Consider the following 16,810-nt stretch of genomic DNA (forward strand, 5'->3'; position numbering starts at 1 on the left):
CAATAGAAAAGGTAGTGCATCACACACTACCTTTTAGCATTTTTTATTCTATTTATTTTCGTCTTCATCAACTACTTCATAGTCAGCGTCAACTACATCATCTTTCTTTGGTTCTGCTCCTTGTCCTTGTGGGTTAGCATTTTGATATAATTTTTCTGAAATTTTATAGAATTCTTGAGTTAAAGCGTCATTCTTTGCTTTAATGTCTTCTACATTGTCAGTTGTTATTGCTGATTTTAAATCTTCTAATTTTGCATTAACTGCAGATTTTTCATCTTCTGAGATTTTTCCTTCTAAATCTTTCAAAGTTTTTTCAGTTTGATAGATTAAGGATTCAGCATTATTTTTAGTTTCTACAACTTCTTTTTTCTTCTTATCTTCTTGAGCAAATTGTTCTGCTTCTCTAACTTTCTTATTAATTTCATCTTCAGATAATTTTGTTGATGCAGTAATTGTAATCTTTTGTTCATTTCCTGATCCTAAATCTTTAGCACTAACATTTACAATTCCGTTAGCATCTATATCAAAAGTAACTTCAATTTGTGGAACTCCTCTTGGAGCAGCAGGAATACCTGTTAATTGGAATCTTCCTAATGTTGTATTATCATGAGCAAATTCTCTTTCACCTTGTAAAACATGGATATCTACTGCTGTTTGTCCATCTGCAGCAGTTGAGAAAATTTGACTTTTTTTAGCAGGAATAGTTGTATTTCTTTCGATTAATCTTGTCATTACACCACCCATTGTTTCGATACCTAATGACAATGGAGTTACGTCTAATAATAATAAATCTTTAACTTCTCCTGTTAAAACACCACCTTGAATTGCAGCACCGATAGCAACACATTCATCAGGGTTAATATCTTTTTGTGGTTCTTTTCCAATTAATTTTTTAACAGCTTCTTGTACAGCTGGAATTCTTGTTGAACCACCAACTAGAAGAACTTTATCAATTTCAGATGCAGTAAGTCCAGCATCACTTAATGCTTCTCTAACTGGAACTAATGTTTTATCAATTAAGTCTGAAGATAATTCTTCAAATTTTGCTCTCTTAATATCCATATTCATATGAACAGGAGCTCCATCAATAGCTGTAATAAATGGTAAGTTTACATTTGTAGTCATTGTTGTTGAAAGTTCTTTTTTAGCTTTTTCTGCAGCATCTTTTAATCTTTGCATTGCTGTTACATCTTTACTTAAGTCAATACCATTTTCTTTTTTGAATTCTGAAATCATATATTTCATTAAAACTTCGTCAAAATCATCTCCACCAAGTCTATTGTTACCTCTTGTAGCTAAAACTTCAAATACTCCGTCTCCGATTTCCAAAATAGAAACGTCAAATGTACCACCACCAAGGTCAAATACCATTATCTTATGTTGTTCAGTATCTTTGTCCATTCCATAAGCAAGGGCTGCAGCAGTTGGTTCGTTTATAATTCTCTTAACATCTAAACCTGCAATTTTTCCGGCATCTTTTGTAGCTTGTCTTTGGCTATCTGTAAAGTAAGCAGGAACAGTTATTACAGCTTCTGTAACAGTTTCTCCTAAATAACTTTCAACATCTGATTTAATCTTTTGTAAAATCATTGCAGAAATTTCTTGTGGGCTATATTCTTTATCATCAATCTTTACTTTATAATCTGTACCCATTTCTCTCTTAATAGAAGTTATTGTTCTTGCTGCATTTGTAATTGCTTGTCTTTTAGCAGTTTCTCCTACTAATCTTTCTCCATTTTTTGTAAAAGCAACAACTGAAGGAGTAGTTCTATTTCCTTCTACGTTTGCTATAATTGTTGGTTCTCCACCTTCCATAACAGCTACTGCTGAGTTTGTTGTACCTAAATCAATACCTATAATTTTTGACATAATCTTTTCCTCCTTATTATTCACTAACTTTAACCATACTTGGTCTAATTACTTTATCTTTAATTTTATATCCTTTTTCAAAAGTTTCCAATACGATACCACTTTCTACTCCATCTTTACTTTCAGTCATAACTGCATTATGCAAATTTGGATCAAAAACGGCTCCATCACTCTCTATTTCCTCAACCGTTTCAGACTTTAAAACTGATTCAAATTGATCTTTAATCATAACAAAACCTTTAATTGTATCATCCTCTAAATTAGCATGAGTAAAAGCTCTATTAAAATTATCTAAAACAGGTAATAATTTTAAAATTAAACTTTCATTTGCAAGTATAATAGAATTTGATTTTTCTCTTTCAGTTCTGTTCTTATAATTTATAAAATCAGCTTGAAGCCTTAAAAGTTGATTTTTTAATTCTTCAATTTCTGAATTTAATTTTTTTTCAACTTCATCAGAAGAGTTTTGTTCTAAAGCTTTTTCTTCCACTTTTTCAGTAGTTTCTTCTTTAATCTCATCTTCTAATTCTTTTTTATCTTTTTTCAACTATTTCGCCTCCCGTCATTTTAAAATATCTCTAAATCTATCATTTAAACTTAACATAGTCGATATTATCTTTTCATAATCCATTCTTGTTGGACCAATAACTGCAATTTTCCCTTTACTTCCATCTCCAAGATCATAAGATGTAGCAACTATTGTATTTTCATTTAAAAAGTCTTTATTATTTTCACGACCTATGCTCACATATATTTCATCTCCGCTATAACTCAAGAACAAATTCTCCAATTCACTTTTATCCTCTAAGAAATGTATAAGCTCTTTAGCTTTATTCAAATCCCTGTATTCCGGAAAATTAAATATATTGGAAATTCCTTCTAATTCAATACTGGATTTTTCAGTCTTTGAAATCTCATTACCTATTAAATCTGAAATGTCTGTTATAAAAGGAATCTTTGAAACAAAAGTAAGCTTCAAGTATTCCAGTCTTTCGCTTAAATCAGATACTTTAACATTTATTAAATACTTCTTTAAATAAAATATTAAATCTTGTAAAATTTCTCCACTAAGTTCTGTTTTTGAATCAAAAACTGTATTAATTACTTTTCCATTATCGAAAACTAATACTAAAACATAACAATTTCCGCTAATATTTATAACATCGATACTCTTAACTGAACAATCCATATAATCTGTAATCATTGTTGCCGTTATACATTCCGTTACCTCCGAGATAATTTTTGCGGATTCTTTAAAAATTTTACTTTTTTCATTGATATGTTTTGATAAAATGTCAATTCCATATGTATTTTTAGAAATCTCATCAAAATGCGAAGATAATAAATAATTAACATAATGTCTGTAAGCCTTATCTGATGGAATTCTTCCGGAAGATGAATAAGCCTTATTTAAAAAACCAAGTTCTTCTAAATCGCTCATCTCATTCCTTACCGTTGCTGAACTAACCCCCATATCATATTGTTTAGAAATTGTTCGAGACCCAATAGGCTCAGATGTATTGATATAACTATCTATTATGGCATATAAAATCTTCAATTTTCTATCATCAAGCATTTTATCACCTCTTTTTAGCACTCAATCTATTAGACTGCTAACAATATTATATTACTATTATTCCCCTATGTCAAGTTTTAAAACATTTTTATTAAAAATTTTTTTATTAGCTGTTTATCAAAAATTTTAAAGCTGATATACAGGTTTTTTTGTAAAAAAATTAATTCGTCATATAACATATAATGTAAAAAGTTTTTTGAACAGTTGACAAATTTTGATAATATTGTTATTATTATCTTGTAGAAATTGTTAATTAAATTTAAAATACTTATTTTAGATTTAATTATGATTTAATATTGTATTATATTAATAGTACAATAAAATTTTACTTTATTAGTTAAAATTTAAGGAGGACTTTTAAATGAAAGTAGCAGTTGTATATTGGTCAGGTACAGGTAATACTGAAAAAATGGCTGATTGTATCGCCGAAGGAATTGAAAATGCAGGTTCTGAAGTTGAAGTAATCTTCTGTGACGATTTTGGAGCAGATATGTTAAATGATTATGATTTAGTTGCATTCGGTTGTCCGGCAATGGGAGATGAAGTTCTTGAAGAATCAAGCTTTGAACCAATGTTCGAAGAAGTTGAAGAAGAATTAAATGGAAGAAAAATCGCTTTATTCGGATCTTATGAATGGAATGAAGGACAAAAATGGATGAAAGACTGGAAAGTTAGATGTGAAGGCGTTGGAGCTAAAATCGTAGCTGAACCACTTTGCGTATATGATTGTCCTACACCTGAAGACGAAGATGACTGTGTAGCATTTGGAGAAAAAATCGCTAAGGCATAATTCATTAAAAAACAAAAAGTAGCCGATGAGCTACTTTTTTTTATGTTCTTAATATCAAAAATTTTAAATTATAAAGTTGTTACATCAGCTTTTAACTTATAAATAACATCTTTTCTCTCTACGATTATATTTACTTTTTTTGAAAGTTCTTCATCGTTTTTTATTCTTTGCAATAATTTGTTTGACGGATTAATTGTATAAGCATTACCGAATCTTCTAAGCATTGATAAGTCTCCGGTTGTATCTCCATAGGCATAAGACTTTTCGATGTCTATATTATATTTTTCAATGATTTCATTACAGACTTCATCCTTTCCTTCGCTATGCCACATCGGTACAATTTCTCCTGTGAATTTTCCATCTTCATCAAATAAATATTTTGTTGCTCTAAATTCTGTAACACCATATTTTTCAGCCATTTCCTTAACCAAAAAATCAGGGCTTCCTGAAATAAAAAATATTAAATGCCCATTAGCTTTATGAAATTCTAACTGATTTCTTGAAAATACATAAACTCTTTCAAATACTTTTCTTATAGATTGCTCTGCAATAAATTTATTATATTGGATATCAAAGCCTTTTAAGTCACTTCTATATTTTTCTGAAAGTGCTTCAATATAGGCATCATATGCCCCATATCTATTAACATATTCCATATATAACTGCTTTACATCATCAACCCAAACACTTTCATCTAAGATTTCATATTTTATAAGTCTTTTAAAATGTTCAATCATAAGAGATTCTCTTGCTATAGTTCCGTCAATATCAAAAAATGCGGCTATATTAGACATACAAACACCTACTTTCTCTTAAAATTCATAAGAATTAAAACAAAAAACAGCGAAACCACTCCACTTGTCCCGATAATCATTGAATAATAAAGCGAATTAATTCCTCTTGCAGTCAAAATATTTGTCCATCCGTCTGCTAAAAATACCGTTCCAACAACAATTAAAATAAATGCAGGAATGAATTTAATAAATCTATTTTTCAATAAACTAAGTAAATATGTTAAGAGCATTGCAACAAATATTGCAAGTAAGACGATACCGACTGACAATCTCTTTTTCACTAAAATTTCAAACAATTCTTTCATACTAACTCCTATTTTTTAATTCTTCTTTAAGTTCAGGTAAAGATTTAAGACAAATTTCTCCTTCGCTTATTCCCAACAAATTCAAAACTTCACACAAATCATCATAATTGGAAACTTCAATTTCCATATATGGATAAGGATAAACTTCTTTATCCCATATATCAATGTCAATATGAGCATTTCTTAATTTATATGATGTTCTGAATTTTCTCTCTATATCCAGTTTATCATAGCCTAAAAAATTTAATATTTTTAACATTTCTTCACTATTTTCTAAAGAAACATTATATTCATTAAACTCTTTTAAAATTTCATTTTCTTTATGCTCTTTATATGTTAATTCTGAATTAATTTCCTTTCCATCTCTATCTAAAAGTTTTCTAATTCTTAAAAAGCTTCCATTTGGAATACAATCCAATTTTGAAGATGTAAGTCTAATGTTTTCCTGATTTTCACTTTTTAAAAACTTCGCACCTAAATTTTTCAATTTAGTTTTTATTTCTTCAACATCTATATTTAAAATTTTAACTTCTAATTCTTTTTTCATTTTATCTCCTAATAAGTCTTGGGATAAATTTTAAGTAGTCTGCAGAAATACAATGAAATTCTATTCCATCCACCACTTCATCTACAACATTATTCAAAGAATATGCATGAAGATGTCCATATAAAGCTATCTTTATATTATGTTCCTTAACAAATAGTCCAAAGTCATTTAAAGTTCTATCTTTTTCTACAGGTGGATAATGAAAAAGGCAAATTATTTCTTTTTCTTTATTTTTTACAGAATCATAACTTAATTTTAATCTCATAAGCTCTCTGTTATATATCTTTCTGTCTGTATCTTCTGAGAATTCGGATGATTTTGGAGAAACCCATCCCCTAGTTCCAATAAATACATATCTTTCCGTTTCAAAACTATTATTTTGTAAAAAGAACATATTTTTCAAATTTAAACCATTTACCTTACTTAGACTACTCCACCATAAATCATGATTACCTTTTAAAAAAATTTTCTTTCCGGGAAGACTTTCAATTCTCTTTAAATCATTATATGCTTCTTCAATTTTTAAAGCCCAAGAAATATCTCCGGGAACGACTACATAATCATCCTCTTTTACGATTTCTCTCCAAGACTTAAACATTCTTTCTTCATAATTTTCCCACGCGGAGCCGAAAACCTCCATTGACTTATCTCCAGTATAATCTAAATGCAAATCAGATAAACCGTATATCATTCTAACTCCTAAACAAATTTTTTAACCTTTTCAATACTTTGACTTGCAACCATATATCCTTCCTTATACAAATCAATAACATCTTCCATATTAGTTGTAAAAGATTTGAATTTTAAAGGATTAACCGGTGCAAAAACTAATGCTTTTTCTTCCCTTTCAAGTTTATCTACTAAATCCATAGTTTCATTATATTTATTTTTTTCATTTTCCATTGATTCAATAAATTTAGGATAATCTTTATATGCATACCTTACTATATCACTAATTTCTGAATTTTCTCTTCTATATCCTCTATTTTTTGCAAGCAAAACTACAAATTTATCATAACCTTTTTCAATTGCTCTCTCAAGTGGATTAGTATTGTACATTCCTCCATCAAAATATGGAAATCCATCAATCATTACACATTTTGCCATATCCGGAAGTGATGATGAAGCTATTATTTTATCAACCATATCCGAAGTGTTCTTTGCATCCTTTGATGAAAAGAATTTATAACTACCATCAAGCAATGAAGTTACTCCTGCTTCAAACTCTCCTTCTAAATTCTTATCGAATTCAGGAAAATCATATAAACTATTAACCATTGATACTAAATCAATCGGCTCTGAAGAATTCTTCAACATTTCCATATTTTTTAAAAATTCTTGAAATAATTTATTAACATCAAATTTTATTCCACTAAAAAACTCAAATCCTGTAATAGCTCCGGCAGATACTCCAACAACATAAGGAAACTTTATTCCATTCTCTTTAAAACAATCTAAAACACCTTTTAAAAAAGCTCCCCTCATTGCTCCGCCTTCAATTACCAATGCAACTTTATTTTCCATAAAATACCTCACGTCTTATTAATTATATTTATTATTTTACCATAAATTGCAAAAATATACAAAAAAAGTAAGTCTACGAAATTTAATTAATTTTTCAATTAATCAAAACATTTATATACATTTAAAATTTCTTTTACATAATTTAAAACAGGTAGCTCTCTATTCAAAATAAGCTTCCCCAGTTTTGTATTTGAACATTTTTTATACTCTTTTATAGCATCTTCAAATGTCAATTTAAGTGTTGATAATTTAAAACTCTCAATTTCTTCAATTGTCAAATTTCTGTCTCCAAACGATTCTATTTTACAAAAATAGTAATTATTAATATTATGTCTATGGATAAGATTATAATAGTCACTTACAACACCTATTTTACAAATAATTTCAACTTCTACTCCTAATTCTTCCTTTAGTTCTCTTCTGATAGCAGATTCTAAATTTTCATTTAATTCAACTCCACCACCTGCAGTTTCAATAAGAGTAGCTTTCCCAAAGTCATCATCTCTATGAACTCTAACAAAGTAAAAATAATTTAAGTCATCAACAACAATTGCTCTGACAATTTGTCTATTGTGATCAATATATTCCTTATTCCATTCATCATCTTGAAGTTCTAAATCCAATTCTGGTATATCTATATTTATTTTATACTTCACTTTCAAACCTCCTTGATTAAATAAAATTTTTAAACATATCAATTATATTACATAAATTATAACAAAAAAAGATATGCAATTAAATACATATCTTTCTTTTATTACTATTTAACAACTATATTACAAATTTTTCCCGGAACAAAAATTTCTTTTACAACAGTTTTTCCTTCTATAAATTTTTTAACATTTTCGTTATCATAAAGTGCTTCTTTAAAATCTTCAAATTTTACATCTTTTGGAATCATTAATGTTGTTCTTACTTTTCCATTTATTTGAATAGGCATTTCAACTTCAGAATCAATTGTTTTAGCTTCATCATATTTTGGCCAAGTTTGTTCAAAGATATATCCACCAAAATTCATTTCTTGCCATATTTCTTCAGTAATATGTGGGGAAACCGGATTTAATAAAACCAAGAATATTCTTAAATCCTCTCTTGAAATTTCTTTTGCTGAATAAAATTCATTAATTAAAGTCATAAGAGCAGCTATTGCAGTATTAAATTTAAGACTTTCAAAATCTTCTGATACTTTTTTAATTGTCTTATGAATTGATTTTTCTAATGATTTCGTCATTTCTTCAGATGAATTTGTAATTTCTTGTAATTTCCAAACTCTGTCTAAGAATTTTCTACAACCGTTAATTCCACCATCAGACCAAGACGCACTTCTTTCAAAATCTCCCAAGAACATTTCATAACATCTTAATGCATCTGCTCCGTATTTATCAATCATTTCATCAGGATTTACAACATTTCCTCTTGATTTAGACATTTTTTCCCCATTTTCTCCAAGAATCATTCCATGTGATGTTCTCTTAAAATATGGTTCTTTTGTATTAACAACACCTATATCATAAAGGAATTTATGCCAAAATCTTGAGTACAATAAGTGCAATGTAGTATGTTCCATACCACCATTATACCAGTCAACTTGATTGAAATATTTTAAGGCATCTTTTCCAACAAGATTTTCTTTATTATTAGGATCCATATATCTTAAATAATACCATGAAGAACCAGCCCATTGTGGCATTGTATCAGTTTCTCTCTTTGCCTTTCCTCCACATTTAGGACAAGTACAATTTACAAATTCATCAATCTTGGAAAGTGGAGATTCTCCTGTTTCTGTAGGTTCAAATGATTCAAGTTCAGGAAGTCTTAAAGGTAATTCTTCTTCCGGAATTGCAACCCAACCACATTTTTCACAATTTACTAAAGGAATCGGTTCTCCCCAATATCTTTGTCTTGAGAAAACCCAATCACGAAGTTTAAAGTTTGTCTTTTTATTTCCGATACCAAGTTTTGATAGATATTCAAAAATCTTTTCTTTTGCTTCTTTAACTGAAAGTCCGTTTAGAAAATCTGAATTAACCAAAATTCCGCTATTAGTATCTGTATATGCTTTTTCTTGCACATTTTCCCCGCCACTAACAACTTCAACAATGTCTAAACCAAATTTTTTAGCAAAATCAAAATCTCTCGTATCATGTGCAGGTACTGCCATAATTGCTCCGCTTCCATAAGTCATTAGAACATAGTCAGAAATAAATACAGGAATTTCTTTTTTAGTACAAGGATTAATTGCAGTTATTCCGTCAATTTTAACCCCTGTTTTGTCTTTATTCATTTCAGTTCTTTCAAATTCTGATTTCTTTTGAACTTCTAAAATGTATTTTTCAATTTCTTCTTTATTCTTTATTCTATCTTCATATTTTTTTAGTAATGGATGCTCACAAGATATAACCATATAAGTTGCACCAAAAATTGTATCGGGTCTTGTAGTATATACCAAAATAGTATCATCAATATCTTTAATTTGGAATTTAACTTCCATACCATAACTTCTGCCAATCCAATTGATTTGTTGTGTTTTAACTCTGTCAATAAAGTCAACTTCTTCAAGGTCATCTATAAGTCTGTCTGCATATTCAGTTATTTTTAACATCCATTGATTTTTAACTTTATGAATAACTTCACTACCACATCTTTCACAACAGCCACCGACAACTTCTTCATTTGATAAACCTACTTTACAAGAAGTACAGAAGTTTATCGGCATTTCCATTTTATATGCAAGTCCTTTTTCAAACATCTTCATAAAAATCCATTGAGTCCATTTGTAATACTCAGGATCTGTCGTATTTATTTCTCTATCCCAATCAAAAGAAAATCCGATACTCTTTAGTTGTTTTTTAAAATTTTCAATATTATTTTTTGTTACAACTTCAGGATGAATTTTATTTTTCATCGCATAGTTTTCAGTCGGCAAACCGAAAGCATCCCAACCCATTGTAAATAATACATTTTGTCCTTCAAGTCTTCTTTTTCTACTTACAACATCCATTGCAGTATATGGTCTTGGATGTCCTACATGAAGTCCTTGACCTGATGGATATGGAAATTCTATTAAAGGATAGAATTTTTCTTTATCATTAATTTCACATTTAAAAGGTTTCTTTTCATCCCAAATATCTTGCCATTTTTTTTCGATATTTTTTGGATTATAATTTTTCATAACATTCCTCCATTCGTAATAAAGTAATAAAAAAACTTCCGCCTCATAAAGAGACGAAAGTATAAATTCCGTGGTACCACTCTAATTAGTATTAAACTCACTCTAAGATTATAACGTAATCAACGGCATTTGCATTTTATGAACAAGTTCAATACATCAAAATATTATTTTCCACCAAACAATAACTCTCTAAAAATTTGAATATATTTACTACTTTCAATCAAAAATTTTATAAAATATAACAAAAATATAATACCATATTTTTTATTTTTTTTCAATACATTATAATTTAAAATCAAAGTTTTCCCTTATAAATTTCTTAAAAAAAATATAATTTAATATTCCTTTTAAAAAGGTACAAAAAGAAATTACAGCCCAAATATAAGTTATATCCAATTTTAGATAAAAAACCAAATAAGCTAAAGGAATTCTTAATGCATTTGAAAAAGTGCTTATTATAGTTGGTGTTTTTGTATTCTTAAGCCCGTTAAACATTCCTGAAATTCCAATTTCAAGTGCTAAAAATATCTCTGAAAAGGCTAAAACTTTTAAATAACTAACACCCATTCTAATTGTATTTAAGTCATCTCTTATAAATAATTTGATTATATAATCTGATGAAAAAAACAGAAAGAATGAACAGAAAACTCCAATCCATAAAATTATTTTAAGCCCTTTTTTATATCCATTGACAATATTATCATAATTTTTTGCTCCATAATTTTGTGCTATCAAAGCACAAAGTGCAATGGAAAAGCCTTCAACAGTCATCCAGTTTATAGCTTCAATTTGTACTGCAACATTCTCAGCAGCAACTGCATTTTCACCCCAATTAGCTATTATTCTAAGTAAAATAGTTGAGATAAAAGCAAATATACAGGATTTAAAAGCTGTTGGAACACCTAGTCTTAAAACTTCCTTAAAGGTTGGATTGTTAAAATTTTTAACTAAATTTATTCCTTTAAGGATTCTTCCGTCTAAAATTGAAAATATCATAAAAATACTTGTAACAATAATTTGAGATAGAGTAGTAGCAATTGCAGCTCCACTAACCCCAAACTCAGGTAATCCAAAGAATCCATAAATCAAAATCGGATCTAGAATTATATTTACAATAAGACCGATTGAATTTGCTATAAAAGGAACTTTACTATTTCCTGAACCATTAAAAACTCCTGAAAATAGCGGATTTAAAAAAGTAAAAGGCAGTCCTAATAGAACAATCTTTAAATAGCTATTTGCAAGTGAAATTACTACTTCGCTTTTTATATTGAAAAATTTAATTATATCGAGTCTAAAAATATATAATAATATTCCAAATGTTATAGACATAAATAAATTTATGGCAACGGAAGTGTCGATATATTTTCTAAATTGTTTATCATCCCTAGAACCTACACTATACGCAACCCCTATTTCTATTCCTGTCTTTGAAACTAAAACCAAAGAATTTGCAAACCACATAATAAATGCGACTATTCCAACTCCTGCAATTGCTTCAGTCCCAAGTTTTCCAACCCAAAATGTATCCATTAGAGTGTAAGACATTTGAATAAAGGAAGTTGTCATTATTGGAATAGACAACATTACTAAATTTCTATAAATCCTATTATCTAATAAATTAATTTTTTTCATAAGTAATTCCTACAATTTTTTTAATAAATTTTTAATATGTTCAACACTTTTCTTGTACTTTTTATCACAAAAATTACAAGAAATTTCTATATCTTTTCCATCTTCTACTATATCATTAAGCTCTTTTTTACCTAAACCCAATAACATATTATCTATTTTTTCATCACTACAATTACATTTATAATGAATAATCTTCTCTTCAATAATTCTTATATTAAAGATTTTCAAAATAGAACAAATATAATCATAAAAACTCATATCATCAGTTTTTGAAGCAAGATAATTTTCCAATTCAATCTTAAACATATCTGAATAGATTTTAAATTGTGATAAATCTTTTTCAGTATAATTTGGCAAAAGCTCCATCATAAATCCAAAAGAAATATAACTATCTTCAAGCTTTTTTACTTGTAAATCAATAGAAGTTACAGTTTGATTTGATGCACTAAAATAATTAGTAAAATTTTCACTAATATCTGAAGAAATTATACTTGTTTGTCCAATATAAGGAGCTTTAAGTCCTAAGTCCTTTATCAAAACAAGTATTCCCTTATCTCCTATAAAGTCCTTTGAAGATTTTCCTTTTTCATAAATTTTATCATATTTACTTAAATTTTTATTTTCCAAATATCCTGTTATAAAAGAATTATTATACAATTTTGAAATTATAAGACCACATTCTCCATTTGTCTTTAACTTCAAATCAATTGTATCTGTATCATTTTTTAAATCAGAATAAAGCAACGCATTCATCGTTAAAACTTTTCCCATCTCAATATTTGCACTTACAGAACTCTTTTGTAATTTTTCAAAATCATTTACTATATCATCTGTAAAGGCAAAGAAAAATCTCATTGAATTATGCTCATCAATACATCTTAATATTTTTGCCATAAAAACTCCTTAATATTAATTATATATAAAAATTATATACTAAAATTTTAAAGAAATCAATTAATAAATTAATATATTTTTCCGTATTTTTTCTTCGCAATTTCAGTATATTTTTTAATAAATTCTCCTTTTGATTCTGTATAAGCATCTCGATTATGTTCAAATTTTTTCCACAGAGATAATTTTAGTCTTTCATACTCTTTTGCAATTTCAGAATTTTCAAATAAATAATCTCTAAAATACAATTCATCATTATCTCCTGCTAATCTTATATGCAAATGAAATACTTTTTTAGCAAATCCTTTTTCAGTATAGCCTTTATTCATAGAAATTCTCTTTTCATCTTCACTCATACAAAGCCAATTATTTTTTAATAATATCTCTTTTACAAACTTTAAATCTTCATTATTCTTAATCTCTAAAAGAATATCTACAATGTTTTTTGCCCATATTGTAGGAATATATGTACTTCCTATATGTGAAATTCTGTAAATTTTTTCGCTTGGAATTAAAGATAAAATATTTAGTTTTTCATCTTCATACCAAGTTTTCCATTCATCATTATGTTCAACTAGAAATATTGGAAAAATTTCCCATAATTCCTCTAAACTCATTTCATTTAATTTTTTACTCATAAAATTTCCTTTTGTTTGAATTTAAAAAATCTCCTAAAAAAAGGAGATTTTACTTCTTGATTAATATTAATATCATAACATACAAAAGTATGTAGAAATTGAATTTTCATTTAAGAAAAAACAATCTTATAATTTAACAACACCAGAAGCTTGAGGACCTTTAGCGCCATCAACTATTTCAAATTCAACAGCTTGTCCTTCATCTAAAGTTCTAAATTCACCAGTTTCTTCTAATGCTGAATAATGTACAAATACATCTTCTCCATTTTCAGTAGAAATAAATCCAAATCCTTTAGCTGCATTGAACCACTTTACAGTTCCTTTCATATCCTTTAATCCTCCAATACTATATAGGAAATATGTAGTAATAATACTACCTTCATACTATAACACAATTAATAGAATAAAGCAAGTAATTTTTATTCATCTTCAAGCATACTTAATTGATTTTCCATTTGCTTTCTAATTTTTTCTTTTTCATAATAACATTTTCTGCAAAGAGGCTCATAACTTTCTGAAGCTCCAAGTTTTATTCTTTCATCATCATGTGTCTTTCTATAACTAACCCAAGCATCAACTCCGCAATTCGCACAAACTGCATGATGTTTATATAGATAATCTGCTCTTGGCATTAACTCTTTTACCAACTCAAAAGGCTCTGCTTTAAAGTCCATATCAAGACCTGCAAGAACAACTGTAAATTCATTTTCTAAAAATAAATTTAAAGTTTCAACTATCTTATTTATATCACCCTTAATGAATTGTACTTCATCAATACCTATAATACTTGCGGTACTGGTTTTCATATATTCAATAATTTCGTCAATATCTTCAACAGGGATTGCCCTCATCTTAGTATTATCATGAGTAACTATTTCTTTATCTGCATATCTGTTATCAAACTTCGGTTTAAATACCACAGTTTCATATTTTGCAATTTCAAATCTATTTAAGTCTTTCCATAAACTTGAAGTCTTTCCCGAGAACATACTACCTGTATGTAAAATTAATTTACCTTTATATTGATGCATAATTAACCCTCAAAAACTTTTTCTTCAATTGATAAAATTACAATATCTTCTACCGGCTTGTCGTTTGAACAATAAGTATTTGCGATTTCATCAACTACTTCCATTCCCTTAAATACTTGACCAAAAACAGTATGTTTAAAGTCTAACCAGAATGCTCCTCCAAGTTTCTCATAAGTTTCTACAACTTCATCAGGATACACTTTTTTATCTGAATTTTTTAAATAATTTACATAATCATCAGAAATTTTACTGTTTTGAACTATAAAAAATTGACTTCCATTAGTATTAGGACCGGCATTTGCCATTGACAAAGCTCCTCTAAAGTTTCTAAACTCACCATCAAATTCATCTTCAAAAGATTCTCCCCAGATACTTTCTCCACCCATTCCTGTACCTGTTGGATCTCCACCTTGAATCATAAAATCTCTTATAACTCTATGGAAAATAACTCCATTATAATATCCTCTTTTAGCCAATGTAATAAAATTTTCACAAGTCTTAGGAGCAACTTCATTGAATAATCTTAAAGAAATTTCTCCTACATTTGTCTTCATTATATAAACTTTTTCTCCAATTTTAGGCATTTCCAATTGTTTCATAATCTTACTCTCCTTTAAATAATTTTTTCTTAAAATTGCTCTATATATTAATGTTATATATCGTCCCTTTAAAAATTGTTCATCTTCAAATTCACCCTCAACTTTAAGTCCACATTTTTCCATCACTTTTCCAGAAGCAATGTTTTCTTTAATATGCATTGCACAAACTCTATTAACTTTTAAGGTATTAAAAGCATAGTCAAGCATAAAATTTAAAGTCTCTGTCATATAACCTTTGTTCCAAAAATTCTTATTTAAAACATATCCGAAGGATAAGGAATTATTTTTTATATCCGCTTTGTATTCAAAAGAACCGATACATTTATTAGAAATTTTTTCAACTATTGCAAAACAATATTTATTTTTCATAAAACAATCAGTAATTACTTTTTCAGTTTCCAAAATATTTTTGTGTTTATCCCAAGTAACGAATTTACAAGTTTCATCATCACTTCCAAACTCAAAAACATCATCTATATCATCTAAACTGAATTTTCTAAAAATTAATCTTTCACTTTGCATAATAACTCCTTATTAAATTCCAATCCTGTTTTATTTAAAATGCTAAAAAAATATTCATCAGGTAAAACAGTAAAACTTAAGTTTTCCTTTGTAATTGGATGTAAAAACTCAAGATAATAGGAATGTAACATCTGTCCATTAGCCTTTATCTTTTCATTTTTGTTTCCATAAGTTTCATCTCCTATGATAGGATGATTAAGGCTACTGAAATGAACTCTTATCTGATGAGTTCGTCCCGTATGAAGAGTTACATCAACTAATGAATATTTTAAATTTGAAGTTAAAATATTGTATTCTGTAAGAGCTTCTTTTCCTGACTTGCTTTTTATGCTCATCTTCTTCCTATCTTTTCCATCTCTACCAATAGGTTTATCTATAAGTCCGTTCTCTTTTGAAAAACTTCCATTACAGATTGCTAAATATTTTTTATTAATTTCTCTATTGGCAAACATTTCAACCAATTTTAAATGGGTTTCGTCGTCCTTTGCACAAATTATAAGACCTGTTGTATCTTTATCAAGTCTGTGAACAATTCCAGGTCTTTCGGAATTAATCATTGATAATTTACAATGATTTAAAAGAGCATTAACCAAAGTATGTTCTTCATTTCCCACAGCCGGATGAACAACCATATTTCTAGGTTTATTTATAATTATGATATAATCATCTTCATATACAATATCTAAATCTATATCTTCAGCAACTAATGTAATTTCTTTCTTCTCAGGAATAGAAACTGTAATTTCATCTCCTATTTCTAAAATTACATTCGGCTTTATATTTTTATTATTTACAAAAACTAATTTATCTTTTATCAATTTTTGAATTGAAGTCCTTGATAAATTAGAAATTTTTTCGGATAAAAAAACATCACATCTAATTTTTTTATCACTAATATATTTTAATTCTGTCAAAAA

Annotated in this window: 18 protein-coding genes, 1 pseudogene and 1 other annotated feature; of the genes and pseudogenes, 1 reads left to right on the plus strand and 18 read right to left on the minus strand. The window is 28.0% G+C overall.

Annotated elements, in window-relative coordinates; genetic code table 11:
• Window positions 1–48: 48 nt before the first annotated feature.
• From dnaK to hrcA, 3 genes are read right to left on the minus strand one after another with little or no spacing between them, the layout of a single operon-like run.
• Window positions 49–1,869 carry a molecular chaperone DnaK gene (gene dnaK / locus ACMX2D_RS03135; RefSeq protein WP_414970599.1) on the minus strand — a complete coding sequence of 607 codons (1,821 nt, stop codon included), beginning with the start codon at window positions 1,867–1,869 and terminating at the stop codon, window positions 49–51.
• Window positions 1,870–1,885: 16 nt separating this feature from the next.
• Window positions 1,886–2,416, minus strand: coding sequence for a nucleotide exchange factor GrpE (grpE, locus tag ACMX2D_RS03140; protein WP_414970597.1), 531 nt, complete (start codon window positions 2,414–2,416; stop codon window positions 1,886–1,888).
• A 15-nt stretch (window positions 2,417–2,431) separates the two neighbouring features.
• Window positions 2,432–3,445, minus strand: a complete 1,014-nt coding sequence (gene hrcA / locus ACMX2D_RS03145; RefSeq protein ID WP_414972668.1) for a heat-inducible transcriptional repressor HrcA — start codon at window positions 3,443–3,445, stop codon at window positions 2,432–2,434.
• 361 nt (window positions 3,446–3,806) lie between these two features.
• On the opposite strand from hrcA, the gene ACMX2D_RS03150 reads away from it, so the two are divergent.
• Window positions 3,807–4,235 (plus strand): flavodoxin, encoded by a 429-nt coding sequence (locus ACMX2D_RS03150; RefSeq protein ID WP_004833660.1) that lies wholly within the window; start codon window positions 3,807–3,809, stop codon window positions 4,233–4,235.
• A 68-nt stretch (window positions 4,236–4,303) separates the two neighbouring features.
• Here ACMX2D_RS03150 and ACMX2D_RS03155 read toward each other — a convergent pair whose 3' ends face one another.
• The 15 genes and pseudogenes from ACMX2D_RS03155 to ACMX2D_RS03225 form a co-directional block, all read right to left on the minus strand.
• Window positions 4,304–5,029 carry an HAD family hydrolase gene (locus ACMX2D_RS03155; protein WP_414972669.1) on the minus strand — a complete coding sequence of 242 codons (726 nt, stop codon included), beginning with the start codon at window positions 5,027–5,029 and terminating at the stop codon, window positions 4,304–4,306.
• 8 nt (window positions 5,030–5,037) lie between these two features.
• Window positions 5,038–5,334: a hypothetical protein gene (locus ACMX2D_RS03160; RefSeq protein WP_414972670.1), complete on the minus strand. Its 297-nt coding sequence runs from the start codon at window positions 5,332–5,334 to the stop codon at window positions 5,038–5,040.
• A 1-nt stretch (window position 5,335) separates the two neighbouring features.
• Entirely contained in the window at window positions 5,336–5,881 is a 546-nt protein-coding gene (locus ACMX2D_RS03165; RefSeq protein ID WP_414972671.1) for a class IV adenylate cyclase, read from the minus strand.
• Between the two features lies 1 nt (window position 5,882).
• The gene (locus ACMX2D_RS03170) at window positions 5,883–6,572 is read right to left on the minus strand and encodes a metallophosphoesterase (RefSeq protein WP_414972672.1); all 690 of its coding nucleotides are present in this window, start codon (window positions 6,570–6,572) and stop codon (window positions 5,883–5,885) included.
• Window positions 6,573–6,580: 8 nt separating this feature from the next.
• A complete protein-coding gene (locus tag ACMX2D_RS03175; RefSeq protein WP_414972673.1) occupies window positions 6,581–7,405 on the minus strand; it encodes a patatin family protein in 825 nt (274 codons plus the stop codon).
• Between the two features lie 98 nt (window positions 7,406–7,503).
• Complete coding sequence (locus ACMX2D_RS03180) at window positions 7,504–8,061, minus strand: NUDIX domain-containing protein (RefSeq protein WP_414972674.1); 558 nt, start codon at window positions 8,059–8,061, stop codon at window positions 7,504–7,506.
• Window positions 8,062–8,165: 104 nt separating this feature from the next.
• Complete coding sequence (gene leuS / locus ACMX2D_RS03185; protein WP_414972675.1) at window positions 8,166–10,577, minus strand: leucine--tRNA ligase; 2,412 nt, start codon at window positions 10,575–10,577, stop codon at window positions 8,166–8,168.
• Window positions 10,578–10,623: 46 nt separating this feature from the next.
• Window positions 10,624–10,810, minus strand: a binding site (T-box leader).
• 49 nt (window positions 10,811–10,859) lie between these two features.
• Window positions 10,860–12,212, minus strand: a complete 1,353-nt coding sequence (locus tag ACMX2D_RS03190; protein WP_414972676.1) for an MATE family efflux transporter — start codon at window positions 12,210–12,212, stop codon at window positions 10,860–10,862.
• A gap of 9 nt (window positions 12,213–12,221) precedes the next feature.
• Complete coding sequence (locus ACMX2D_RS03195) at window positions 12,222–13,106, minus strand: Hsp33 family molecular chaperone HslO (RefSeq protein WP_414972677.1); 885 nt, start codon at window positions 13,104–13,106, stop codon at window positions 12,222–12,224.
• Window positions 13,107–13,174: 68 nt separating this feature from the next.
• A complete protein-coding gene (locus tag ACMX2D_RS03200; RefSeq protein ID WP_414972678.1) occupies window positions 13,175–13,741 on the minus strand; it encodes a GrpB family protein in 567 nt (188 codons plus the stop codon).
• Between the two features lie 126 nt (window positions 13,742–13,867).
• Complete coding sequence (locus ACMX2D_RS03205) at window positions 13,868–14,068, minus strand: cold-shock protein (protein WP_009448979.1); 201 nt, start codon at window positions 14,066–14,068, stop codon at window positions 13,868–13,870.
• 92 nt (window positions 14,069–14,160) lie between these two features.
• Window positions 14,161–14,772 carry a thymidine kinase gene (locus ACMX2D_RS03210; protein WP_009448715.1) on the minus strand — a complete coding sequence of 204 codons (612 nt, stop codon included), beginning with the start codon at window positions 14,770–14,772 and terminating at the stop codon, window positions 14,161–14,163.
• Between the two features lie 2 nt (window positions 14,773–14,774).
• A complete protein-coding gene (locus tag ACMX2D_RS03215) occupies window positions 14,775–15,371 on the minus strand; it encodes a peptidylprolyl isomerase (protein ID WP_414972707.1) in 597 nt (198 codons plus the stop codon).
• Window positions 15,372–15,437: 66 nt separating this feature from the next.
• Window positions 15,438–15,893 (minus strand): annotated as a pseudogene (locus ACMX2D_RS03220) (GNAT family N-acetyltransferase); the annotation flags it as partial.
• Window positions 15,875–16,807, minus strand: coding sequence for an RluA family pseudouridine synthase (locus ACMX2D_RS03225; protein WP_414972679.1), 933 nt, complete (start codon window positions 16,805–16,807; stop codon window positions 15,875–15,877). The gene ACMX2D_RS03225 and the pseudogene ACMX2D_RS03220, both read right to left, overlap by 19 nt.
• Between the last annotated feature and the right edge of the window lie 3 nt (window positions 16,808–16,810).

The organism is Parvimonas oralis, from assembly GCF_047608425.1.
In the GTDB taxonomy this organism is placed as follows: domain Bacteria; phylum Bacillota; class Clostridia; order Tissierellales; family Peptoniphilaceae; genus Parvimonas.